The organism is Marinobacter sp. AL4B, from assembly GCF_019916045.1.
In the GTDB taxonomy this organism is placed as follows: domain Bacteria; phylum Pseudomonadota; class Gammaproteobacteria; order Pseudomonadales; family Oleiphilaceae; genus Marinobacter.
This window is the reverse complement of the sequence record NZ_JAILWZ010000013.1, coordinates 705,897-729,783: the sequence shown is the minus strand read 5'-3', so window position 1 is coordinate 729,783 and position 23,887 is coordinate 705,897. Positions and strand designations below refer to the sequence as shown.

Below are 23,887 nucleotides of genomic sequence, written 5' to 3'. Positions count from 1 at the left end.
TCCTCAGGCGGAATCCCGTTTGTGCCGACTCTTGAGCAGGCTGTTGTTCTTGATGGTTTTAATCAGCTCTTCAGCCAACTGTTCCGGTGTGCCACGAAAGCTGGTGCAGCCAGTCTTTGAAACGGAATCCGGCATAGAACTGTTCCCGCAGCTTTGGCTTTCCTGTGCCCAGATGTGGCTACCGTAGGCTTTCAGCATGGGAGCCGCAAGGGCTCCGTCGTTGCCCATGCCTGAAAAGAGAATGGCGTGGCAGTGTTTATTAAAATGATCGGCAACATTGAGCAGCACCTGATCAATGGAAGGGCCATATGGCCCGGGCCAGGGTTTGTCCAGCTGCAGGAGACGGCCTTCTGAATCAAAAGACCACTCGTTCTCGACCGGCATCAACACCACATCACCGTTCTGTATTCGATAGCCTGGCTCGGCTTTTTTAAGTTGATAATGGGAGTGACGACCCAAGACCCGAGCCAAGACATCGGTGAAATTAGCATCAATGTGCTGTGCGTAAACAAAGCCTACCGGCAAACCCGATGGCAGCTGGTCCAAGAAGGCTTTTACGGCAGCTGGGCCTCCGAGAGAAGCGCCCAATATCCAGATTTCGCTGGCCAGTGAACCGGGCGATGCGGGTGTGACGGAACTGGGTAGACTCGGCGGGTTTTTGGGTGCAGGTGCGCAATCAACAAGTTCTTCCAGATCGCGGACGCTATCAAATGCTTCCAAAGGTCCCAGCTGTTTTTCCAGTTTGTTCTGAAGGCGGCGTTCCCAGCGAATAAAGTCTTTGCTGCTCGGTTTGGGCGCGAGATCGACACCGAACAGCACGGGCGCGTCGGTGTGACCGAGCAAATGGTCGAAAAAGGTCGGGTGATCCGCTTCGTCTTGCAGGGTGATCAGCCACAAAGCAGCCTCTGGAAACTCCGGATAATCGATTAATCGACCGGGATCACCAGTAAAGCAGCTGCTCAAGCCAAACTTGCCGGCGGCTTCCTGAAGCCGCCGGCGCTGCAACGCGTCATCGGAAACAATCCCGACCTTCGGTCGGCCGGTCTGGCCGGACATCACTCGCTCTCAGTTAGCCGTTTGATGGTTTCAAGCAGCACGGTTTCTTGGAAAGGCTTGCCGAGGTACTCGTTAACGCCAATGGCCAGAGCTCGTTCGCGATGTTTCTCTCCGGTTCGGGAGGTAATCATGCAAATCGGCGTATGTTTGAGCGTTTCATCATGGCGCACAAAACTGGCGACTTCGAAACCATCCATCCGGGGCATCTCGATATCCAGCAAGATGACATCCGGGCGGTGGTCTTGTAGCTGTGCGACGGCATCCAAACCATCTTTGGCGGTGACAACTTCCATACCGTTGCGTTCCAGCAAGCGTGAGGTCACCTTGCGTACGGTGACCGAATCGTCCACTACCATCACCGTTGTCACTTGTTCTTCGAAGCGACTGGTCGAGCGTTCTTTGGCCAGGTTGGCCATGCGCTGGCGGTCAGACAGAACGTCTGAACGGATCATTGCGGGCAGGTCGAGAATCACGACCACGTTACCGTCACCCAGAATAGTAGCGCCGGATACCCCACGCACCGTACCGAACTGCGGGCCGAGGGATTTAACGACGATCTCGCGGCTACCCATTAGATGATCCACCTGCAGCGCTAGTGGTTGCTCGGCTCCGCGCACAAGAATGACCGGCAGCGGCAGAGCCTGGCCTTGCAGCTTGGGGTGGTGGTCGCTGTTCAGTAGGTTGCCGAGGTACTGCAAACGATATTGCTGGCCTGCGTACTCGTACAGAGGCGCATCGGGTTTGTAATACTCTTCCAGCTCGTACGTGCTGACCCGAACGATACCTTCAATCGTGTTCAGCGGGATAGCGTAGAAATCCTCGCCAGTGGCAACCATAAGGGCACGGTTTACCGATACGGTGAACGGCAAGCGCACGGTGAAGGTGCTGCCATGACCCAGAGACGAATCAATATCAAGGCTGCCACCAAGCTGTTTGATCTCGCTGGCTACTACGTCCATACCAACGCCACGGCCGGAAATCTGGGTAACTTTCTCGGCGGTAGAGAAGCCGGGCTGCAGAATAAATTGCAGGACCTCCCGCTCGGAGAGGGCTTCATTTTCGTGCATTAAGCCCTGGCGAATGGCTTTTTCGCGAATCACATCCGCGGGAATGCCCTTGCCGTCATCGATCATGCGAAGCACTACATCTCCGCCCTCGCGGGTCAGCGACAGAACCACCTCGCCGGTCTCAGGTTTGCCAGACTGACGGCGATCTTGCGGGGTTTCAATGCCGTGATCCAAGGCGTTTCGCAGCATGTGTTCCAGTGGCGCAATCATGCGCTCCAGAATACTTCGGTCCATCTCGCCTTCGGCATTACGGACGTCGAAGTCTACTTTTTTACCCAGTTCGCCGCTGATCTGACGCACAATCCGGCGCAGCCGTGGCACAGTAGAAGCAAATGGAACCATTCGGGTCTTCATCAGACCTTCCTGAAGCTCGGTGTTGATGCGAGACTGCTGAACCAGCAAAGTTTCTGTGTCGCGCACCCGATCCGCCAATGTTTCTCTCAGGTCGGCAAGGTCAGATGAGGACTCTGTGAGAGCACGGGAAAGCTGCTGGATCGACGAATAGCGGTCCATCTCCAGCGGATCGAAATCTTCGCCATAGTCGGCGCCGTGTTCTTGTTCGGCCCGGAACAGAATCTGGGTTTCGGTTTCGATATCCATTCGACGCAGCTGCTCGCGCAGACGCTCGATGGTGGCGGCCATTTCGTCGAGGGTGTGACCGAAGTCACTGGACTGCTGTTCCAGTCGGCCACGGGTGATACTGGTTTCACCGGCGAGGTTGACCAGATCGTCCAATAACGGCGCCGATACGCGAATCGTTTCTTGTGCCGCGCGCTGAGCTTCGGCCGCCTTGTTGCTGCGGCGTCTGGAAGCTTTCCTGGCAACAGGTTTTGGCTCGGGCTCCGATTGAGTGATCGTCGCTTCGGTGGCTTGCAGTGCAGGCGCTTCGACGGGTTGGCTATCTTCCGGCTCAGGCAGCGCGGTACCTTGTTCATAATGAGCACGAACTGCCGCTACGGCTGCGATAATGTCGTCATGCTGACGAGCAATTTCCTGCCACTGCGCGTCGGTAGGCGCATTACCGCCGAGATCGATCAACAAGGTTTCAAAGGTATGCGCTTTGTCGCCCAATCCTGAGAGCTGAGACAGGCGAGCACCCCCTTTCAGGGTGTGCATGGCTCGCTGAGCCTCTTGGTTGAAATGATGGTTGCCTGGTTCTTTATGCCAATCGGCCAGCAGTTGTTCGAGCTGGTCCATAATTTCGCTGGCTTCTTCGAGGAAGATCTCCAGAACTTCAGGGTCTGGCGCTTCTTGAATCTCGGGTTCAGCCTGCTCGATTTGAGAAACCGGCTCCGACATTTCAGGGCTGGATTGGGACAACGCGTCGATCAGGCTGAAATCGAGTTCCGGCCGTTGACCCGCTTCCATAGTGTCCAGCATCGAGCGTAGGCAGTCTTGCGCGCGAACGCTCAGTGTCAGTGCGGTTTCCGCCGGTTTACTGCCGGCAAGCGTATCGTCAAGTAGTTCAGACCAAGCCTCGGCGAGATCCGCAACGGCATCGAGATCTGAGAGGCGAGCACCGCCCTTGAGGGTATGGAGGTCTTGGCGCAGTGACATGACCGCCGTAAGTTCCGTCGGTTGCTCGTGCCAATGCTCCAGGTTTTCGGCAATTGCATCGTGAATTTCCAGACCTTCATCGAGGAAGATGCTGAGAATATCGTCTGCCTCGAAGTCCGGAGCAACGTTTTCGTGCTGGGCTTCCACACTCGCTTGTTGAGGGTGTGCTTCGATATCAGCCTCAACGTTGGCGTTGGTATCGGTAGCATTTTCACCCTGCAGGATGGCTTGCACCTGCGCCTCCAGCTGCTTAGCGGGTGGGCAAGGCTGCTGTGTGGCCACTTGCTCGACCATTTGTGCCAGACGATCGTGGCAAGCAAACAGGGTGTCAGTCATGGCGCTGTTAGCTTTCAGTTGGCCTTCAGCAACCTTTTCGAACAGGTCTTCAAGAACGTGAGTCAAATCGCCGATTGCGTCTACGCCTGCCATGCGAGCACCCCCTTTCAAGGTGTGCACATCTCGCTGAAGTTCCGCGGCAATAAGGCGGTCAGACGGGTTCTCGCTCCAAGTATGGAGGGCGCTACCGGTGGCGTTGATCAGATCGTAGGCTTCTTCGAGGAAGATACCGAGCAGTTCCGGGTCCAGGTGGGAAAGGTCGGCTACGTTGCTGTCAGTATCTTCGTCGACGTTAATGTCGCCAAAATCTTGCACAGGTGCATCGTGGTCGCCGGATTCGATGGCGGTTTCAGCCTCTGGTGCGATATCGGTGACCGGTCGGGTGCCTTGGGCGTCAGCAACATATTGCTGAATTTCGACGACCAGATCAGGAGCTGGGTTGGGTTCACCTTGCGCTTCGAGGGCATCCACCATACCTGCTAAGCGATCGTGACACCGGAACAGCAAGTCGGAAAGCGTGTCGTTGATGGTAAGCTGTTGTTCTGTCAGGCCTTCAAACAGGGTTTCCAGCTCGTGGGCCAGATCGCCGACGGCCTCAATGTCGGCCAGACGTGCGCCCCCTTTAAGGGTATGTAAATCTCGTTGCAGCAGACGCAGAATATCGATATTGCCTGTGTCTTCACTCCAGTTTTGCAGTGCTTCAGCCGTGCTATCGATGAGGTCCCGAGCTTCTTCAAGGAAGATGGCGGCCAATTCCTCGTCCATTTCACTGTCATCGGAGACGTCTGGTAACGTGGCTTGCTGTTCGTCAGTGGTATCGGGAACTGCAAATTCACTGTCTTTCAGGCTGAGATCTATTTCTTCGAGATCTTCGGTGAACTGTTGCTCGAATTCGTCAGGTTCGTCGGTCCGGTTAACCGCATCGGTCAACGCATGAAGTTCGAGGATGACATCGTCACAGGGGTCTGTTGCCAGCCCAGCCGCCACCTGATCCATCTGGTTGATGAGCTGTTCCTGAGCTTTCCTGGCGGTTTCAAAGAACTGACCGTTGCCTGGTAAACCATACAAGGTCACTGCGCCGTACAGGCGAGTGAGTGCGTCGGCAAGGTTAGCGATGTCAGCCAAGCCGACATCTGCGGCGTTGTCGGTCAGAGATTCAAGCTCGTTGCGCAGGGGGGACAGAGCTTCTTGTTGCTGTGGGTTGGCGACCCATTCGTCCAGAATCGTCTCTGCATCCAAAACGATGTCGAGGCCTTCACCCAAAAATAGCTGAACCAGTTGCGATGAAACCTGATTTGCTGGCGCGATGTCGTCATCAAAAACCTGACCTTGGAATGTGGCGGTGCTGACCTTTTCGAGTTTTTCGAGGTAGTCGGCAGTGCCGTCAAGTTCGGCTTGTGGATCAATATGAATTTGCGCCAGCCCTTGAGTCAGGAAAACACTGGCTCGGGAAATTAACTCCAGTACCTCGTGATCGGCCCGTTTGTTTTGCGCTCTGGCTTCTTTAATGAATCGCTCCAGAGGCGTAATGATGGCGGCAATCGGAGCAATGCCCGCGGTATTGGCGCTGCCGCGCAGGGTGTGCAGAGCTCGAGACAGGTCGTCGGTATAGGCTGCGGTCTGTTGCTGGGCAGCCAGCAGGTAATTTTTGATGGTTTGCAAATGGGTTTGGGCTTCCTGCTCGAAAATCTCGAGCAGGACTAGATCTGCGTCTTCGGAATGCTGATGGTCAGATTCGTCGGTGCCGGTTGTCGCGTCGGACAAGGTGTCCAGCGTTTCCGCCGCAGGTATGGCTGAGGTGTCGAGCTCGCCACTGGCGAGGGCGTGAGCACGGGCTTCGAGTGGCGCTGTGGCGACACTTGCCTCAACGCGATTCTCGAAATCATTGACCAGCGCTGGGATGACTTCGGTTACGTCCTGGAGCAGCGCGGCGAGGTCGTCGTTCATGAAGATGCTGCCTTCGATGATTCGGTTCAGCATGTTCTCCACGGACCAGGACAATTCCCCAATCACTTCGGCGCCGACCATGCGGCCACTGCCCTTGAGGGTATGGAAGGCGCGCCTTACTTCGGCCAACGCGCTGCGATCATCGTATTGACGTAGCAGCATGGGCAGGTACTCATTGATGGTTTCGAGTACTTCGCCTGCCTCTTCAACAAAGATCTCCAGGATTTCATCGTCGATGAGGTCGTCTTCGTCGTCTTCGTCGTCTTCGGTTGGCTCGGATGAATCGATGGCTTCAGTGACGATGGGCTCTACCGGAGTGGGGGCGGCTGACGTCTCTTCGGCTGAGTCGGCTTCGGTGCGCCTGGTGGTGGCCAATGCTTCAGCCCGGGCAATGAGTGCTTCGACGTCGCCTGTGGTTTCGCCTTCACGGAAGTCTTGAATGAGCTCTGGAATGCGCGCATTCACGTCGTCGAGAAGCGCAAACATGTCGTCTGTGGCTTTTAGCGTTTGGTCGATCACGTGGTTCAGAAGGTTTTCAACCGACCAGGCCATTTCGGCCAAGCTCTCGGCACCTACCAGTCGGCCACTGCCTTTCAATGTATGGTACGCACGACGAACTTCTGTCAGTGCCTCCCGGTCGCCGTGATCCCTACGCAAGCGAGGGTAGTATTCCTGAATGGTGCCGAGAACTTCTTCGGCTTCTTCAACGAAGATGCCAAGAATTTCATCATCCACAAGCTCGCTGTCAGAGCCTTTTTGTAGTGAGCCAGGTTCTTCCTGGACCGGCTCTAAAACCGGAACATCTTCGGCTTCAGTGGCCTCAACGTGGCCGGCTTTGTTCCATGTGGGATCTTCCCCGACAGGGAAGCCGAGGCTAGCCAGGCTTTCATTGGCAATACGCAAGATGGTGTCGTTATCGGTGATGCCTTCGGCGACCCGTTCAAGGTAGTACTCGATACTGGTTATGGCATCGGCCAGTGTGTCCAGCTGGCGCCAATCTGGCACTTGTTGGCTGGAGAGCAAGACATCGGAAATATAACGCTCGGCAGAGTCGAGCATGTCTGGAATATGCTCAAGAGGGACCAGCCCAAGGCCACCACGAATGCTGTGTAGCAGCGCTGGAACGTGTTCGATTTCTTGGATGTCCCATTGCGAGGCAATGAAGTTAACGATGGCGGACTTCGCTTGTTCCAGTGTGTTCCGGGATTCCCGAATCAGAGCTTCGTTGGCTTCAGACAGTTCACGAGAACCGATGTTCGTGGGTTCACCCGTCTCGACGCTGTCGGATACTTCGGTGTGGCGATCGACGTCGAGGCCGGCCAGACTGGCTTCGACATAAAGCAGAGCGCCTGCAATGTCCATCAAGGTGCCGTCATCGATGGTTTCTAATTGGCCGCACAGCTTTTCGAGCAGTTCAATCTGTTCCGTGATCACTTTGCGAGGAATACCGAGGCCAAGTACTGCCAGGGTATTGCCTACCTGGCGTAGACCGGGGAGCAGTTCATCCAACTCGTTGTTGTGGCGGTGTTCCGCACGTACGAATAAATCGAGCTGATCTTTTAATCGTCCAAGCTCTTCATTCAGCGCGCCGACCACCGATTGAATGGCATCGCGACCAGGGCCAGACACCCGTGTGCGGGCCTCGCTGACATCGTCGTCGGAGGGCAGGGCTTCGGACAATTGGTAGGCACTTCGCAGGTAATTAACCTGTGGCCGGTCCAGATCCCGGGCTCGGGCAACGTAATACAGTAAGTTCTTAAGCAGTGCTTCGGGAACCGGCTGAAGTAGGATGTCAGCGTGTTCGTCTGTCAGCTTCCGAATTTCGCCGTCGAGTTCGCGCAGCAGCGATTTAACCGCGGTGTTGACGGGGTTTACGTGGGCTTCGAGGGTTTCAACAAACGCCCCGGCGGCTTTCCACAGTTCGCCCCGAGCGGTTTTTTGGCACAAGCGCGAAAGCCGGTCGATGACCTTTTGCATGTAGCCAAAATGAGCGTCCAGATCTTCTTCGCGAACCACTCCAGCCAGTGCAAACTGGTACATCTGCCGCAGTTTTCGAAGGTGACCTAGCACTTTAGGGTCTTGAAGGCGCTCGGAGACTTTGCCGGTTACATTGAAACGGGCTGCGGTCAGGTCCGGTTTGAACAGCGATGTATCAGACAGCAGTGATTCGCCGCGAGCAGCGCGCAGGTCGTTTAGCAACGGCAACAACACCATCGGGAAGTCGTCGCGGCTGCTGCCCAGATGCTCCAGATACTGTGGCAACTGGAGAATGGCCTGCATCAACACTTCGATGGCATCATCAACGTTAACGACGGTTTCGTTCAGAATGGCCTGGGTGAGTTTCTCCATCTCTTCGGTGAGCAATGCGGCACCGTAGAGCTCCACCATTTGCAAGGTGCCATGCACCTGGTGAAGGTAGTTCAGGCAGAAGCGCAGGCGAGCGGTATCGTCACGATTATCCACGTACGCTTCGAGTGCATGCTGGCCTTGAGTCAGCGTGTCCTGTATTTCGCCCCGAACCCAGTCGAGGGCGATACTGTCATGGTGATTGCCCATAACCACTCCGGTTATTCTTCGTCGGACTGGCGTTTGATCCACGCCAGTACATGTTCCGAGGGAACCCTCTGCAGGCCCGGTGGCTGCCAATCGGTCAGTTCACCTTGGCCTAACACCAGTAACCCCCCCGGTGCCAGACGCTCTGAAAGCCGTCTAACAATCTCGCGCCGGCGCCAGCGGCGGAAGTAAATCAGCAGGTTCTGGCAGAAGATAATGTTCATGCCGTGCATCGGGGCTTTGTTCAGGTCTAATACGTTGAGCCTGGCAAAGCACACCCGCTCACGGATGCTATTTACGATTTCTATGGTATTCCGCTCGGCAGGCTGGAAGTACCGGGATTTCAAGGCCTTATCCATGCCTAACAGCTTGCGAGCGCTGAACAAACCGGATTTGGCTTTAACGAGTGCCGGTTGACTGATGTCCGAGCCGGTTACCCCGTACAGGGGCTGCAGGCCGAGCTGTTCCATGCATTCGTTAAGCACCATAGCCAGTGTGTAAGGCTCTTCGCCGGTCGAGCATCCTACACTCCAAGCTTCCAGAGCTTGGTTTTTCAGGCCTTCCCGGGGCCGGGTCAGGACATAGTCAGACACCAGTTTGCACGCTTCAGGATCACGGAAAAAACGGGTTTCCTGAACCGTCAAACGGTCTACCAGCGTGGCCCATTCCTGAATAGCGTTTGGGCCCGACACGATCTGTTCGTAATAGGCCTGGTAGCTGTTGCAGCCAATTTCCCGCATCCGGATACCTAAGTTGGTTTCCAGAAACGATCTGCGGTCTGAGGTCAGGGTCATACCTGTACGGTGTTCCAGCAGGCTCTGCCACTGACCGAACTGCGCATCGTCCATTTCCGGAAGTTTGCGCAGCGACCAGATTCCGTCTGCGGGTGCCGTTTGGTTATGTGTCTGAACCATGAACCTTCAGCTGCCCCGGGCCGGTGGTCAGCTGACCACCGATTCGTCGTAACTTTCGTTGTCTTCGCTGAGCGCTTCTTCATCCGGCAAGGTAAAGCCGGCAACAGAAGAACGAAGCTCGGAAGCCATTTCTGCCAGATTTCCGATCGACTTCGCGGTAGCGTTGGTACCGGAAGACGTCTGCGAGGTGATTTCCTGGATGACGTTCATCGTGTTGGAAATGTGCGACGCAGAAGAGGACTGCTGGCGTGCAGCGTTGGAGATGTTCTGGATCAGTTCCGCAAGGCTCATGGATACGTTTTCGATTTCCTCGAGCGCGATACCGGCGTCTTGAGCCAGGCGAGCACCACGTACTACCTCGGCGGTGGTGTGCTCCATGGAGATAACGGCTTCGTTGGTGTCAGACTGGATCGTCTTAACCAGCGCTTCAATCTGTTTGGTGGCGGCAGAGGAACGTTCCGCAAGGCGCTGAACTTCGTCCGCAACAACCGCAAAGCCTCGGCCTGCGTCACCGGCCATGGAGGCCTGAATCGCGGCGTTCAGAGACAGGATGTTGGTTTGGTCGGCAATGTCGTTGATTAGAGATACGATGTCACCGATTTCCTGGGAAGATTCACCCAGTCGTTTGATCCGTTTGGAAGTTTCCTGGATCTGCTCACGAATGTTGTCCATGCCGCGAATGGTGTTTTGCACCACTTCCGCGCCTTTCTTGGCGATGGCAACCGAGCGCTCCGCAACCGCAGAAGATTCAGCCGCGTTTGAGGATACCTGGTCGATGGACACGGCCATTTCGTTAACCGCCGCAGAGGCACCGGCGATTTCCTGAGCCTGGTGCTCGGAGGCGTCGGCCAGATGCATGGCGGTAGCCTGAGATTCTTGAGCGGCGGAGGCAACTCGTACCGCGGTGCCTCGAATGGACTGTACCAATCCACGCATCTGGTCGATTGCGAAGTTGATGGAGTCGGCGATGGCACCGGTGAAGTCTTCGGTTACGGTAGCCTCGGTGGTCAAGTCACCGTCGGCCAGATCAGCAAGTTCGTCTAGCAGTCGCAGGATTGCGTTCTGGTTCTGCTCGTTCTGTTCCTGAGTGGTGGTCAGGCGAGACTGGGTCTCCCGGTAGAGGGCAAGACCGATGAAAACGACGATCGCAACCATGGCAGCCAGGATGGCGAAAGCCAGCGTAGCGTTGATTACACGCGACTCGGCTTGGGCGCTAAAGTCATTGGCCAAGGTGGATAGCTCTGTCAGCAGAACTTCCGAGTTCTGGAAGATGTCGCTGGCCGCCAAACGCACTTTGAACAGGTCAGGGGAGGCTTCAAGGATGGCATCAACGTTCTGGGAAACGAACTCGAACAGCTCATCTACCGCCTCAAGGCCGTAAATGGCATCTTCATCAGCCACTTGCGAAATGCCCATGCCGGGGTTGCCGTTCAACTGTCCGTCCAGTACACGCCCGAAGAGGCTGGCGTCACGGCCAAAACGGTCGGCAGCGATGACGGCGTCTTCATCACCGGAAAGTACGTTGTTGACCGAGCGTACAATCCGCTCTGCCAGCAGAGACTGGCGTTGAGCTAGAGCGATCTGCTCAGCCGGAGCGTCGTTTTCCAGCAGGATTTGTACGATATCATCGTACTCAACCTGCAGCTGTGGAATGGTTTCGTTCAGTGTGCGGGCCACTTCGTGCAGGCCGAGTACCGCTTCCTGAGTGGAAAGGATGCTGTCTGCGTTTTCGCGCACCCGGTTCCATAACTTTTGAGTATTACTCTGCTGGGCGAGCTCGCTGGGCGGGAGGCCAGTTTCCGGATTACCTTTGGTAACGCTGGTCCAGAGCTGCTGGAATTCATCCCGGGAGCGGCGCAGCTGGTCGAAGGCTTCGGCAGTACCGCCGGCCGCTTCGGTCGCGTTTTTCGCTATCTCCTGGGAAAGCACGCGCATTTCTGCGGTATTGGCGATGTACTCCTGGTCGTTCTGGCTGTCTTTGTTGATGATGAACAGCACCACAACGAGCAGGATAGTGAGTGCAATCAGTGCTGCGATCAGGCCGGCAATCAGCTTGTTGCCTCCCTGTCCCATACTGAGTTTTCCGGCTCTGTTTTTCATCTTCTGGCTCCCGGCCTTTTTCTTCTGGAAATGGCAAGTTGTTGTAACGGGTTGCAGACGGTCAGGGTGACGTTCCTGCCAGTACCATCATCCCTACCACTGTGCGACATCAAGAAAGCGTTCGTCGTCCACCAGGTCGGCGGCAGAGAACACATTCCAGATCTCCTCGTTGCGCTCGTAACCGCCATCTACAAACGGCCGAACGTTGTCGGGCACCCCTTTCGGACTGGCCCGGAAACTGTCTTTTGCAAAATATTGCATGCCCAGAACGCTGTCTACGACAAGTCCACTGAAGATATCGCTTTGTTCGATCACCAACACCCGACGTTCACGTGGGCTACGCGAGGACCGGGGAATGTCGAAGAAACTGGCGAGGTCTATCAGGGGCAGAAGTCGGCCACGAACGTTGGCCGCACCCATCATGAATGGGCGTACCCCGGGTATGTGAGTGAACCGCGGTACGTGCAATATCTCAGTTACATCGCCCATTGGGGCAACATAGCGTTGGCCGGAGAGGATAAACCCGATGCCATTCCAAAGCTCAACAGCTTGTTCTTGCTCTGGAAGGCCCGAGGCCTTTGCCCGGCTGCGCTGGGCGATATCCGTCAGAACGGCGAAAGGGGCGGCCTCGGCGGACATGCTTAACTCCACGGCGATGGATCAGGCAATCAGGTTATTGATTGTTTTGATCAGGTCGTCTTCGTTAACTGGCTTGACCAGATAACCCTTGGCACCCTGGCGGGTTCCCCACACTCTGTCAGTTTCCTGATCTTTGGTGGTGACGATCACAACCGGAATGGATGCGGTTTCCGGTGCACGGGTCAGCTGACGGGTTGCTTGAAAGCCGTTCAGGCCTGGCATTACAACGTCCATGAGTACCAAATCTGGAGTCTCTGCACGGGCTTTGGCAACACCGTCTGCGCCGTTATCGGCAGTCAGGACGTCGTGTTGGTGCTTTTCCAGAATGGTGGATATCTTTTTAACTTCTGTTGGCGAATCGTCAACAATCAAAATGCGAGCCATGGTTTCCTCGATGGTTCTGGGGTGGCAGCAGGATTACTGTTCCGCCTGAGGCGTGTACTGGCGGATGGTGTTGAGCAGCTCATCCTTGCTGAACGGTTTGGTCAGATATTGGTCCGAGCCAACGATGCGCCCTTTTGCTTTATCAAACAGGCCATCCTTGCTCGAAAGCATAACGACCGGCGTGTTCTTGAACGTAGAGTTGTTCTTGATCAAGGCGCAGGTCTGATAGCCGTCCAAGCGAGGCATCATAATGTCTACGAAGATGATGTCTGGTTGGGAATCAGCGATTTTGGCCAGAGCGTCAAAGCCGTCAGTGGCAGTGATGACCTCACAACCTACCTTTTTCAAGAGAGTTTCTGCGGTGCGACGAATGGTTTTGCTATCGTCGATCACCATGATCTTCAAGTTCTCGAAGTTGTCATCCATTGTCCGACTGCCTTGCGCTCGAGCGGGTGTCATTATTTTAGAGAGGGTTTTAGCACAAACCTTAAGGTTGTTCTATAAAGCCCTCTCATTTATAGAGTATCCATGGCTGGATAAAAAGCATTTGTTTGTGACCAAATGTACTTCTGCAGCCCTTGTCACGTAATTGCCACAGGATTTCTGCGGATGCATTCGTGACTGGGGTACAATACCATCATCAGCATAGCACTTTATCAGTGATGCACTCTGCTGCCTGGTTCGTGTTTTCAGTGGTTTATTTGCAGATTTTCAACTTGATATTCCAGGAGACTCTATGGCAATTCGGCTCGGGATCATTATGGATCCGATCGAGGACATCCATTTCAAAAAAGACAGCTCGCTGGCCATGCTGCTTGCGGCGCAAAACCGTGGCTGGGAACTTGAGTACATGGAGCTCCAGGATATGTATTTGGCGGGAGGCCAGGCTCGGGCCAGCACCCGCAGCCTGACCGTGCGGGCTAACCCGGACGATTGGTTCAGTTATGGTGCCAGCCAGGATCGGGCGTTGGGTGATCTGGATGTTATTTTGATGCGCAAGGATCCCCCGGTTGATCGTGAGTTCTTGATGGCGACCTATATTCTTGATGCTGCCGAGCAGCAGGGTGCGCTGGTGGTTAACCCCGCCTCAACGCTGCGGGACTGCAATGAGAAGTTGTTTGCCGCACAGTTTGAAGATTTAACTCCGCCGCTGATTGTGACCCGCAGCTCGCAGCGGTTTCGGGAGTTTTACGCCGAGCACGGCGACATCATTATGAAGCCGGTAGACGGCATGGGGGGGCGGTCGATATTTCGGGTTAAAGAAAATGACGCCAACCTTGGGGTGATTATTGAAACTCTGACCAATTACGGCGAACACCAGGCCATGGCGCAAAAATTCGTGCCTGAAATTTCGAATGGCGATAAGCGCATTCTGCTGATTGATGGTGAGCCGGTGCCTTATGCCCTTGCCCGAATTCCTTCGCAGGGTGAAAATCGCGGAAATCTGGCCGCCGGTGGCCGTGGAGAAGGCCGCGAGCTGACCGATCGCGACCGTGAAATCTGCGCCCGCGTCGCTCCGGTGATTAAAGAGAAAGGATTGATGTTTGTGGGCCTGGATGTCATTGGTGATTATCTCACCGAGATTAATGTGACCAGTCCAACCTGTATTCGAGAGCTGGATGCGCAGTTTGGCATCGATATTTCAGCGTTGTTGATGGATGCTATTGAGCGACGACTGAAGCAGTAAGCTGAATCAATATCGACGGGCATCCCCGATGCAGAATCAGGACACGTGATGGCAGTTCAGGTAAGCGATTTCGATCGATTTTCATTCACACTTTTTATGGCGGTGGCACTCCATGCCATCGCTGTATTGGGCATTACTTTTGCTCCGGAGCTGCCCAGCTCTGTAGCGAAAACGATGGAAATCACGCTGTCGCAATTTGATGACGAACAAGCCCCGGAGCAAGCGGATTTTCTGGCGCAGACGAACCAACAGGGTAGCGGCACCGAAAATGAACCCCTGGAAATGACCTCGCCTCAACCGGCCGACGTCAGCCAGCCAGAGGTTGCTGACGTGCAGCCTGAGCCGAAAACCACAACAGAACCGCAGCCCAGTCAGAACCGAGCGGTGGTTCAGGCGGAAAACGCTCGGCGGCAGGTGTCGCAACAAAACGATGAGGTCGCACCGGAGCCGTTGCCCCGGGCCAAACGCAAAAGCTTGATGGAACGGAGTCTGGAAATTGCCAGCTTGGAAGCCCGGTTCGATGCGCAGCAGCAAGCTTATGCGCGCAAGCCCCGGGTGATGCGAGTGACGGCGGCTTCTACGCTGAAGTCTAATAACGCATGGTACGTGCAGAACTGGGTCGGCAAAGTGACCCGGGTAGGGAATATTAATTACCCGACAGAGGCCCGACGAGCGGGCATCTATGGCGATCTGAGAATGCTGGTTTCTATTCGTAAAGATGGCACCATAAAGGAGGTGGCCATTTTGCAGTCTTCGGGCAGCTCGGTACTAGACGACGCAGCCATTCGCATTGTTCGGATGGCTGCGCCTTTTGCGCCTTTCCCGGAAAGCATGCGTGAGAAAGCGGATGAGTTGGAAATTATACGAACCTGGTCGTTCCAGAAGCGGGGGCTCAGTTCAGGATGATTGAAGATACCACTGCGACAGGTAGCTTGAAGCACCATTTTCTGGTGGCATCGCCTTGGCTATCCGATCCTCGATTTCACGGTGGACTGATCTATATCTGTGAACACTCGGAGGACGGTGCGCTGGGTTTGTTGATCAACCAGCCCTTGGGCATCCACCTGGGCGAAATACTGGAACAATTGGACATGCGCGGCGGAGAGCTGGACATACCAGTGTATGCCGGAGGCCCGGTCGAGCCTGAACGGGGATTCGTGCTGCACTCACCGGGGCGGGAGTGGCAGAACACCGCGCGGGTGACCGACGACGTTTTATTGACCACATCTCGTGATGTTTTGGAAAGCATCGGTCAGGATGATGGTCCGCACGAATTTCTAGTCGCGCTCGGTTATTCGGGTTGGGGTGAAGGTCAGTTGGAGGAAGAGTTGGGCAGCAACTCCTGGTTAACATGCCCGGCCACTGATGATGTGTTGTTTCGAACGCCCATTGAAAAGCGTTACGAAGCCGTTCTTAAACTGATCGGTGTGGATTTGAGTCAGCTTAGCGATTCGGTGGGACATGCCTGAGGTCGGTAATAGAAGAGTATTGGCGTTTGACTTTGGCACGCGGCGTATTGGCGTAGCCACTGGTCAGGAAATGCTGGGTACCGGACAGCCGCTGGCCATGATCCCGGCCCGGGATGGTGTGCCTGATTGGGCTCAGATCGAAGCTTTGTTAGCTGAGTGGCAGCCGAATCTGGTGCTGGTGGGGTTGCCGCTGAACATGGATGATACCGAAAACGACATGTGCGCCCGAGCCCGAAAGTTCGGCAAGCGCATTCACGGTCGCTACCATGTGCTGGTGGAAATGGTTGATGAACGATTGACCAGTTTTGAGGCCAAAGGCCGGGTGATAGCCGACGGTGGTAGTCGGGATTTCGGTCGTCATGGTGTAGATGATCTGGCGGCCGTTTTGATTTTGGAAACCTGGTGCCGGGAACAAACCGGCCGAGTTGATTAACGAGGCTTTAATGACCGCATTGCTTGATATCAATCCGTTGCTGGACGAGCTGGAAGCAGGGTTGCGTGATGTTCTGGAGCGCCGGAGTATCAAGAATCCGGCGCTGATTGGTATTCGTACCGGTGGTGTTTGGATTGCCGACATTCTGAATAAGCGTCTGGGCCTGAAGCAGGACTTTGGTGAGCTGGATATTTCGTTCTATCGTGATGATTTCAGCCGCATCGGGTTAAACCCGACGGTGACACCGTCCAGTTTGGCGTTTGATACGGAAGGGCGGGATATCATTTTGGTGGACGATGTGATCATGAGTGGTCGCACCATTCGGGCTGCCATGAACGAGATCTTCGATTATGGCCGTCCTGCCAGTATCATACTCGCTACATTAATTGATTTAGGTGCCAGAGAGTTGCCGATACAGCCGGATGTGGTCGGTAAAGTGCTTGAGCTGGAAACCTATCAGAGAGTAAAGCTGCGCGGCCCTGAGCCGTTGCGCATTGAATTTCAGGAAACCGGGCAGTAAAACCTTCCCATTGATAACAGGCGAGCCATGACCGCGATTGACCCTTCCCCGAACCACTTGCAGCTGACCCGGGGTGGTCAGTTGCGACATTTTCTTACCCTTGATGGCTTGAACCGCGAACTGCTCACCGACATTCTCGATACTGCGGATTCTTTTATCGAGGTGGGTGAACGCAGTATTAAGAAAGTGCCCTTGCTGCGAGGGCGAACCGTTGTAAATCTGTTCTTCGAATCCAGTACCCGCACCCGAAGCACGTTTGAATTGGCTGCCAAGCGGCTGTCTGCAGATGTGCTGAATCTTGATATCTCCACCTCGGCCACGTCCAAAGGTGAATCGCTTTCAGATACCTTGCTAAATCTGGAGGCGATGGCCAGCGATATGTTCGTCGTGCGGCATTCCCAAAGTGGCGCTCCTCATTTTATTGCGGAAAGCGTGACGCCGGGGGTAGCCATCATCAATGCGGGCGATGGTCGTCATGCACACCCGACTCAAGCCATGCTGGATATGTTGACCATTCGCCAGCATAAGCGCTCGTTCGCGAGCCTGAAGGTTGCCATCGTTGGCGATATTTTGCATTCCCGCGTGGCTCGTTCCCAGATTCGTGCGCTGAACGAACTTGGTGCCGAAGAGGTGCGGGTGATTGCACCGGGAACCTTGTTGCCGAGGGATGTCGAAGATTTGGGCTGCACGGTGGAATACGACATGATCCGGGGCATGAGAGATCTCGACGTGGTGATCATGCTGCGGCTGCAAAAAGAACGTATGGAAGGTGCTTTGCTGCCGAGTGAGCGAGAGTTCTACCGCTTGTACGGCCTGAATCAGGATAAGTTGGCGCTGGCCAAACCCGATTGCATTGTGATGCATCCGGGCCCCATTAACCGGGGTGTCGAGATTGAGTCTGCGGTGGCAGACGGGCCTCAATCGGTGATTCTGAATCAGGTTACTAATGGCATCGCCATCCGCATGGCGGTGATGTCGATGGCCATGGGTGGTCAGATGGCGGAACGGCAGCAAAAACAGATGGAAAGAGAGGGGGGCCGGGCATGAAGGCGGGTTCACAAGATAAAAGCCTTAAAATAACCGGCGGTACCTTGTTTGATGGCACAGGCACCGAGAGCGACAACCCGGGTCTGTTAATAAAAGAAGGCAAGATCGTGGCCATGGGTGCGGATGCGCTAAGTGCCGAGGTCGATCAGCAATACGATGCCAGTGGCTATGTGATTGCGCCGGGGTTCATCGACCTTTGCTGCAACCTGCGGGAGCCGGGTAACGGGCAAAAGGGGAATATCGCATCAGAAACCTTGGCCGCCGCCCACGGGGGCTTTACCACCGTGTGTGCGTCTCCTGAGACCTCGCCGGTCAATGATTCCAGTGCGGTAACACATCTGATTCGAGACGGGGCTTCATCGCGGGGTTCGGTTCGTGTCTTGCCCATTGGGGCAATTACCCGGGGCTTGGAAGGAGAGCTTCTTAGCGATTTGGCCGGGCTTAAAAATGCAGGCTGTGTGGCTGTGGGTAATGGCTCTCGTGGTATTAAAAACGCCCGGATTATGCGCCGCTGTATGGCTTACGCCCGGACCTTCGGTTTGACGGTTATGTTCAGCCCCGAAAATCAGGCGTTGGCGGCGGATGGTTACGCCCATGATGGTCAGGTGACCACTCGCCTTGGTCTGTTGGGTATCCCGGAGGTGGCCGAAACGGCCGCGGTGATGGAAATGCTGCTACTTGCCGAAGAAACGGGCGTGAAGCTGCATCTTAGCCAGCTGTCCAGTGGCCGCAGTGTTGAGATGGTGGCGGCTGCTCGTCAGCGAGGCGTAAAGGTGACAGCCGATGTGGCCATGCACCAGCTGTGTTTCACCGAAGAGGCGCTGGCGGGTTTTGATAGCCGGTACCACGTTCGCCCGCCACTGCGATCTGAAGCCGATCGGCAAGCTCTGGTGGCAGGTGTTCAGGCCGGAGTGATCGATGCCATCGTCAGTCAACATCAGCCTCATGATACGGCCGCCAAGCAAGCGCCGTTGCCCGCAACTGAACCGGGCTTATCCAGTATTGAGAGTGTGCTTTCGCTGGGTTTGGAGTTGGTCGAAAGCGGGGAGTTGAGCCGGCAACGCTTACTGACCGCGCTTACCGAAGGGCCGGGGCGTATTGTTGGCTTATCGCCTGAGATCACGTGTGGAGCCGTTGCGGATTTGTGCATCTTCAATCCAACTACTAGCTGGCAGCCGTCTGAACAAACCTTGGTGTCTACTGGTAAACACGCACCGCTGGTGGAGCGGAAATTGTCAGGAAAGGTCGAGCTGACGTTGGTGGCTGGCCGTCCGGTTTGGGTGGATAGCCACTAACGTTCACCTCAGGATTCGACGGAGGCAGCATTACCTCTGTCGAATCCATCACAAATTGTAGCCAATATTCTTAAAAGGCCTTGCGGGCAGTCACCTCAGCCAACGTATCCTAGATCCCCTCCAACTACCATAACTCGTAAAAATGAATGAGTTGCTGGCATCCAGCCAGTCTATGCTTTTGACAATAATAATTAGGAGTCATCCCGTGAAACCCATTCGATTCACCCGCGGTATCGCTAGGGCTGCCGCACTTTGCGCCAGTTTGATTGCTCCGATGCATGCGCAAGCTCAGACCGACATCATTGAACGCTCGTTTTGTGTGTTTGATCCAGTAGGTGCTAATGGTCCGCTCTTTTCGATTACTAAAGAATTTCAGCCGGTCGCCCTTCAACGTGGAATCAAACTGAATCTGCGTGCATACACCGATGAAAAAGTGGCGGCAGAAGACTTCAAGGCGGGCCAGTGTGATGCGGTCTTGTTAACGGGCACCCGCGCTCGGGAATTCAACAAGTTTACCGGGACGCTTGAGGCCATGGGGGCGATCCCTGGTGAGCGAGAAATGCGTTTACTGTTCAATACTCTGAGTCAGCCCAAGGCGCGCCCATTCCTGATTGACGGTCCTTATGAAGTGGCGGGTGTTTTCCCCGGCGGTGCCGTGTATCTGCATGCCCGAGATCGGACTCTGGATACGGTCGAAAAGCTGCAGGGTAAACGTGTCGCCACTCTGGATTACGACACAGCGTCGGTGCGGATGGTTCGCCATGTGGGCGCTTCGGTGGTAGGTTCAAACTCAGCCAATTTTGCCGGCAAATTCAATAACGGCAGTGTCGATTTTGCCTATGCACCTGCGGTGGCGTATCAGCCCCTCGAACTCTATAAAGGCATTGGCGACAAAGGCGGTGTGTTCAAATACGCGCTGGGTTATATGAATTTCCAGGTGATCATCAACACGGAGCGGTTCCCCGAAGATGCTGGTCAAATGGTGCGTGACGAATCCATCAAACGTATCGACGAGGCCTACGAAATTATTGCCGAAGCAGAAGCCAGCATTCCCGATAACGTTTGGGTGAATTTGCCCCAGGAAGATACGGCTGAGTACGACAAAATGCTTCGTCAGGTACGGATGTCGTTGCTCGAGGAGGGCGTATACGACGAGCGCGCCATCAAGTTGATGAAAGCGATACGTTGCCGTGTCGATGGCGCCAGATCGGAATGTGCTTCTTAAGGTAAGCAGGTAGAGATATAGCCCGCCTAAGCGGGCTAGCGCTGACTCAATTGACGGCGTCTTTCAGTGTCTTTCCGGGTTTGAAGCCCACGGTCTTGCTGGCGGCGATCTGAATGGCAGCACCGGTTTGCGGGTTTCTACCGTTGCGAGCTTCTCGCTTGCGAACTGAAAAGGTTCCGAAACCGATGAGGCTGATGTCGTCGCCCCGGGCGGCTGCAGCGGTAATTTGATCGGTCACCGCATTGATCACCTCGCCGGCTTTTTCCCGGGTTAGTCCGGTTTGATCAGCGATAGCGGCAGAGAGTTCAGGTTTGCGCATTAGGTACTCCTGTCTTTTGTTTTGGTTGTAATCTTTGTTTGAGCTGCCAAGCGCAGGCGAGCAGCGTATGCAATCTATAGTGGGTTTGGCGCGAATGTGCAAACCCGAGCCTCAATGATCTGAGAATACGCATAAGAATAAAAGGGTGTAGTTGATATGACAGTTTTCCGGAAAAAGATGGCTTCAGGTGCGCGGCTACGCGGTTTCGTGGCTGCGGTTGCAGCCAGCATGGCGTTAAGTGGATGTGGGGCGGTCAACCACATGATTTACAAGACCACTGGCGATGTGATGAAGGGGTTTTCCCGCAATCATACCGTGCCGTACCTGATGCAGTCTGACGACCTTGCGATGGGATGTACCATGAGTGAAGCCACGGCACCGTTGCTGATGTCGTTTGGCCGCGTAACCAGCGAGCCGGATCAAATCGCTGTGGTGCTATACCTCTCCGCCGGCGGCTGCGCCGAAGAACGAGCCATCGGGCACGAGCTTAACGGTATGTCGAAGCTGTACGCCAATGATGGCACCGGGGCTGAAGATGCGTTTATTCAGAAAAAGCGTGCCTATACCGTCGCCGCCAAGCGCTATTTTAAAGGTTGGCAGCACCACAACGCCCATTACGGCGATCCGGATGGAGGGGAGTGCCCAAGCTTTGACGACGAGGCCGATGAGTTCATCTACATGGCTGGATTGTTGTCGGGTATGCAAGCGCTGAGTGCTCAAATTCAGGCTTCGTCATCCATTGGCGTGCCATTCAATACAGGCTCAATTGTTGGTCGTGCGAGTCAGTGTTTGGATAACAGCCAGTGGTGGGGTGCACCAATGGGCCTGAGAGCTACCGTATGGGCCATGATTCCAGGCACTCAGCCGCAGGGTGAAAATGCCTTTGAGCGTTTGTCTGCCGCGCAAGAGCAAGGTAAGGAAGCTGGGGTCCGCTTGGGTCACGTTTTCCACGCTATTGCCGCCACCAACAAAAACGATACGGCCCTCGTGAAGGCTATTATTCGCGACTTCGCCGAGTCCGAAGAAACGGTTGAGGTTAGCGAAGACTGGCGTTTCATTGATGCTATGGCCCGAAACATGCTGGTGACCATCTCCGACAAGCTGTGGATGGAAAATACAGGGCACCGGACGCCAACCGGCCGTTTCGGCTCGTTCTGGGATGATCAGCGAGCGCCCGTTGAAACCATGGATCTCGACGATCTGTTGTAAATCCGTCATTTTCCAGGGTGGGCTGTCATGATTCAGGGTCGAATGAACCGTAGTGGGCTGGAGTGGTTTTCTTCACTGCCGGCCTGTCTGCTTTTGCTTGCTGTTGTGTTGTTTTCTACCAGCAGTGACATCCATAACCAAATGCTCCGGGGGGGGGAGCAGATGTGGAGTGGCTATTACAAGCTGCGAATGGATCCGGTCCAGCCTCAATGCAAGGTCATTCAGGATGTGGATGCCGCAGTGGCGAAGGAGATGGCCGAAGCACCGCCGGCTGACGACCCTATGGCAGCGCTACTGGGGGATTTTGAGAAAGACCCCGCTGAAGTCCGTTTGGCGATTGAACGTTCAGCCGCGGATTGTCGCGCAGCCCACACTGGTTACTCCGAGTTGCAAGATAAATTAACACCGGGCGTAACGGCGTATCGGACCGTTGAATTGTTTGTGGCTGACTTGATTGCGTTTGGGCTTGCCGCACAGCGCTATATTTTGGTCATTTTGGTGATGCTGTGTGCTGTCACCGCTACGTTAACGCGTCACCATATTGCCATGCGCGCGATGGAAACCCGGCTGGATTATACGGTTTCCATGATCCTGCAAACCATTGCTAACGCGATGCTGCTCGGGTCCAGTGTGATTTTTCGGCAGTCTACACTCGCTAGCAGTACGGCATTGTCCAGCGAAGAGATGTTACTGCATAACTTCTGGATCGCCGGTTTCGCCTGCTTGACCTTGGCCAGTTTGTATCGCCTCGTTCGTGTACCTGATGACCTCGAGCCTGGCGGAAGTCCGAGCAAAGCCTTCATGGCTGTCCCCCTGTATACCGTGATGTGTTTGATTTCGGGCAGCTACTTTGCGTTGATTGGTCACTCGTCCGGCATCGGTATCTATCTGGGCAAGATGGTTGAGTTGGCGGATATGTTCCTGAATGTGGGCTTGTATGTTTGGGTGGGCATGATGCTCAAACAGACCAAGTTGGCCACACTGGTGTTTGATGTATTCCGTCCGTGGCGTATGCCGCCGGAGATGCTGGCTGTGGTTGCGGTGCTGGTGGCAGCCATTCCTACGGCATACACCGGCGCGTCCGGCATCTTCGTCATCGCCGCTGGCGCGGTTATATACAGTGAGTTGCGGGCGGCAGGTGCGCGGCGTCATCTAGCGTTAGCCGCTACCGCTATGTCTGGTTCGTTAGGGGTGGTGCTGCGGCCCTGCTTGCTGGTGGTCGTGATTGCTTATCTGAACCGCGAGGTCACGACCGATGAGCTGTTCGGTTGGGGTATTTGGGTGTTTGTGTTGACCGCCACTTTGTTCGGCATCGTAGCGACCACCGTTAACCGCCAAAGCCAATTCAACCTCGCTCCCAGTTCAGAAGCCTTCCCTGCGAGCATTCGGGCCCTTCGGCCTTTGCTTCCTTATGTCCTCGTGATTGTGTCAGTGGTGCTGCTGTACCGCTTTGCGCTCGATGTGAAAATGGATGAATTTTCCGCGCCGCGCCTCCTTCCCGTAATCATGCTGTCGATTTTGCTGTACGAACACGTAAGTCGTAAGCGGGAGCAGGCTGTTTCGTTCAACGGTAACCCCCATCATGGGCTGGAACGAAGCGTTCGAAATGCCACCAATGACACCACGGCGGAGATTGGCGCTCTGCTGCTGTTGTTGGGGTTGTCGGTGAGTATCGGTGGCGTTATCGAACGATCCCACATTATGGCAGCCTTCCCCCAGGCCTTTGACAGTGCCTGGTCGGCGATGCTGCTGATGGTGGTTATCCTGGTCATTCTGGGCATGATTATGGATGCCTTTGGTGCGGTGATTCTGGTGACGGCAACGGTCGCAACCATTGCCTATTCCAGCGGTATCCACCCAGTTCATTTCTGGATGGTGACATTGGTCGCTTTTGAGTTGGGTTACTTGAGCCCGCCGGTTGCGCTGAACCACTTGCTGACCCGGCAAGTGGTGGGGGAAGCCGAGGTGTTGGCGGCACAAGCTGAAGAGGGCACCTTCTATCAGCGTCATGAACGCATCATTATGCCGTTGATTGCGATGGGTATTTCTCTAGTGCTGGTGGCGTTCGTACCGTTGCTGTTCTACGCCAGTTAAGCGTTAACAGAGCACAAAAAAAGCGCCGTGCTTTCG

The 23,887-nt window shown here is 55.1% G+C and carries 18 protein-coding genes; 10 read left to right on the top strand and 8 right to left on the bottom strand.

Features of this window, described 5'->3' with window-relative positions; genetic code table 11:
• Positions 1-3: 3 nt before the first annotated feature.
• The 7 genes from K5L82_RS13675 to pilG form a co-directional block, all read right to left on the bottom strand.
• The gene (locus K5L82_RS13675; protein ID WP_223134520.1) at positions 4-1,056 is read right to left on the bottom strand and encodes a chemotaxis protein CheB; all 1,053 of its coding nucleotides are present in this window, start codon (positions 1,054-1,056) and stop codon (positions 4-6) included.
• The gene (locus K5L82_RS13670; RefSeq protein WP_223134519.1) at positions 1,056-8,519 is read right to left on the bottom strand and encodes an Hpt domain-containing protein; all 7,464 of its coding nucleotides are present in this window, start codon (positions 8,517-8,519) and stop codon (positions 1,056-1,058) included. The genes K5L82_RS13675 and K5L82_RS13670 overlap by 1 nt, the downstream gene beginning before the upstream one ends.
• Positions 8,520-8,530: 11 nt before the next feature.
• A complete protein-coding gene (locus K5L82_RS13665) occupies positions 8,531-9,430 on the bottom strand; it encodes a CheR family methyltransferase (RefSeq protein WP_133007065.1) in 900 nt (299 codons plus the stop codon).
• A 27-nt stretch (positions 9,431-9,457) separates the two neighbouring features.
• The gene (locus K5L82_RS13660) at positions 9,458-11,530 is read right to left on the bottom strand and encodes a methyl-accepting chemotaxis protein (protein WP_223134518.1); all 2,073 of its coding nucleotides are present in this window, start codon (positions 11,528-11,530) and stop codon (positions 9,458-9,460) included.
• 93 nt (positions 11,531-11,623) lie between these two features.
• The gene (locus tag K5L82_RS13655; protein ID WP_133007067.1) at positions 11,624-12,169 is read right to left on the bottom strand and encodes a chemotaxis protein CheW; all 546 of its coding nucleotides are present in this window, start codon (positions 12,167-12,169) and stop codon (positions 11,624-11,626) included.
• A gap of 21 nt (positions 12,170-12,190) precedes the next feature.
• A complete protein-coding gene (gene pilH, locus K5L82_RS13650; protein WP_223134517.1) occupies positions 12,191-12,553 on the bottom strand; it encodes a twitching motility response regulator PilH in 363 nt (120 codons plus the stop codon).
• 33 nt (positions 12,554-12,586) lie between these two features.
• Positions 12,587-12,979, bottom strand: a complete 393-nt coding sequence (pilG, locus tag K5L82_RS13645; protein WP_114335249.1) for a twitching motility response regulator PilG — start codon at positions 12,977-12,979, stop codon at positions 12,587-12,589.
• A 310-nt stretch (positions 12,980-13,289) separates the two neighbouring features.
• On the opposite strand from pilG, the gene gshB reads away from it, so the two are divergent.
• The 8 genes from gshB (at position 13,290) to K5L82_RS13605 (ending at position 20,229) form a co-directional block, all read left to right on the top strand.
• Complete coding sequence (gene gshB, locus K5L82_RS13640; protein ID WP_133007068.1) at positions 13,290-14,240, top strand: glutathione synthase; 951 nt, start codon at positions 13,290-13,292, stop codon at positions 14,238-14,240.
• Positions 14,241-14,288: 48 nt separating this feature from the next.
• Positions 14,289-15,146 (top strand): energy transducer TonB, encoded by an 858-nt coding sequence (locus K5L82_RS13635; protein WP_223134516.1) that lies wholly within the window; start codon positions 14,289-14,291, stop codon positions 15,144-15,146.
• Positions 15,143-15,709, top strand: coding sequence for a YqgE/AlgH family protein (locus K5L82_RS13630; RefSeq protein ID WP_223134515.1), 567 nt, complete (start codon positions 15,143-15,145; stop codon positions 15,707-15,709). Before K5L82_RS13635 ends, K5L82_RS13630 begins: the two co-directional genes overlap by 4 nt.
• Positions 15,702-16,142 (top strand): Holliday junction resolvase RuvX, encoded by a 441-nt coding sequence (gene ruvX / locus K5L82_RS13625; RefSeq protein ID WP_133007070.1) that lies wholly within the window; start codon positions 15,702-15,704, stop codon positions 16,140-16,142. The genes K5L82_RS13630 and ruvX overlap by 8 nt, the downstream gene beginning before the upstream one ends.
• A 10-nt stretch (positions 16,143-16,152) precedes the next feature.
• Positions 16,153-16,662: a bifunctional pyr operon transcriptional regulator/uracil phosphoribosyltransferase PyrR gene (gene pyrR, locus K5L82_RS13620; protein WP_133007071.1), complete on the top strand. Its 510-nt coding sequence runs from the start codon at positions 16,153-16,155 to the stop codon at positions 16,660-16,662.
• A gap of 27 nt (positions 16,663-16,689) precedes the next feature.
• Positions 16,690-17,709: an aspartate carbamoyltransferase catalytic subunit gene (locus tag K5L82_RS13615; RefSeq protein WP_223134514.1), complete on the top strand. Its 1,020-nt coding sequence runs from the start codon at positions 16,690-16,692 to the stop codon at positions 17,707-17,709.
• Positions 17,706-19,004, top strand: coding sequence for a dihydroorotase (locus tag K5L82_RS13610; RefSeq protein ID WP_223134513.1), 1,299 nt, complete (start codon positions 17,706-17,708; stop codon positions 19,002-19,004). Before K5L82_RS13615 ends, K5L82_RS13610 begins: the two co-directional genes overlap by 4 nt.
• A gap of 205 nt (positions 19,005-19,209) precedes the next feature.
• Positions 19,210-20,229, top strand: a complete 1,020-nt coding sequence (locus tag K5L82_RS13605) for a putative solute-binding protein (protein ID WP_223134512.1) — start codon at positions 19,210-19,212, stop codon at positions 20,227-20,229.
• Positions 20,230-20,275: 46 nt separating this feature from the next.
• On the opposite strand, the gene K5L82_RS13600 is transcribed toward K5L82_RS13605, so the two are convergent.
• Positions 20,276-20,548 carry an HU family DNA-binding protein gene (locus tag K5L82_RS13600; RefSeq protein ID WP_133007075.1) on the bottom strand — a complete coding sequence of 91 codons (273 nt, stop codon included), beginning with the start codon at positions 20,546-20,548 and terminating at the stop codon, positions 20,276-20,278.
• 156 nt (positions 20,549-20,704) lie between these two features.
• On the opposite strand from K5L82_RS13600, the gene K5L82_RS13595 reads away from it, so the two are divergent.
• Positions 20,705-21,757, top strand: coding sequence for a hypothetical protein (locus tag K5L82_RS13595; protein WP_223134511.1), 1,053 nt, complete (start codon positions 20,705-20,707; stop codon positions 21,755-21,757).
• A gap of 27 nt (positions 21,758-21,784) precedes the next feature.
• Positions 21,785-23,851: a TRAP transporter large permease subunit gene (locus tag K5L82_RS13590; RefSeq protein ID WP_223134510.1), complete on the top strand. Its 2,067-nt coding sequence runs from the start codon at positions 21,785-21,787 to the stop codon at positions 23,849-23,851.
• Positions 23,852-23,887: the final 36 nt, after the last annotated feature.

Bases quoted from the DNA above. Each gene is read 5' to 3' on its own strand.
- K5L82_RS13675 (WP_223134520.1), bottom strand. From the start codon at position 1,056: ATGTCCGGCCAGACCGGCCGACCGAAGGTCGGGATTGTTTCCGATGAC.
- K5L82_RS13670 (WP_223134519.1), bottom strand. From the start codon at position 8,519: ATGGGCAATCACCATGACAGTATCGCCCTCGACTGGGTTCGGGGCGAA.
- K5L82_RS13665 (WP_133007065.1), bottom strand. From the start codon at position 9,430: ATGGTTCAGACACATAACCAAACGGCACCCGCAGACGGAATCTGGTCG.
- K5L82_RS13660 (WP_223134518.1), bottom strand. From the start codon at position 11,530: ATGAAAAACAGAGCCGGAAAACTCAGTATGGGACAGGGAGGCAACAAG.
- K5L82_RS13655 (WP_133007067.1), bottom strand. From the start codon at position 12,169: ATGTCCGCCGAGGCCGCCCCTTTCGCCGTTCTGACGGATATCGCCCAG.
- pilH (WP_223134517.1), bottom strand. From the start codon at position 12,553: ATGGCTCGCATTTTGATTGTTGACGATTCGCCAACAGAAGTTAAAAAG.
- pilG (WP_114335249.1), bottom strand. From the start codon at position 12,979: ATGGATGACAACTTCGAGAACTTGAAGATCATGGTGATCGACGATAGC.
- gshB (WP_133007068.1), top strand. From the start codon at position 13,290: ATGGCAATTCGGCTCGGGATCATTATGGATCCGATCGAGGACATCCAT.
- K5L82_RS13635 (WP_223134516.1), top strand. From the start codon at position 14,289: ATGGCAGTTCAGGTAAGCGATTTCGATCGATTTTCATTCACACTTTTT.
- K5L82_RS13630 (WP_223134515.1), top strand. From the start codon at position 15,143: ATGATTGAAGATACCACTGCGACAGGTAGCTTGAAGCACCATTTTCTG.
- ruvX (WP_133007070.1), top strand. From the start codon at position 15,702: ATGCCTGAGGTCGGTAATAGAAGAGTATTGGCGTTTGACTTTGGCACG.
- pyrR (WP_133007071.1), top strand. From the start codon at position 16,153: ATGACCGCATTGCTTGATATCAATCCGTTGCTGGACGAGCTGGAAGCA.
- K5L82_RS13615 (WP_223134514.1), top strand. From the start codon at position 16,690: ATGACCGCGATTGACCCTTCCCCGAACCACTTGCAGCTGACCCGGGGT.
- K5L82_RS13610 (WP_223134513.1), top strand. From the start codon at position 17,706: ATGAAGGCGGGTTCACAAGATAAAAGCCTTAAAATAACCGGCGGTACC.
- K5L82_RS13600 (WP_133007075.1), bottom strand. From the start codon at position 20,548: ATGCGCAAACCTGAACTCTCTGCCGCTATCGCTGATCAAACCGGACTA.
- K5L82_RS13595 (WP_223134511.1), top strand. From the start codon at position 20,705: ATGACAGTTTTCCGGAAAAAGATGGCTTCAGGTGCGCGGCTACGCGGT.
- K5L82_RS13590 (WP_223134510.1), top strand. From the start codon at position 21,785: ATGATTCAGGGTCGAATGAACCGTAGTGGGCTGGAGTGGTTTTCTTCA.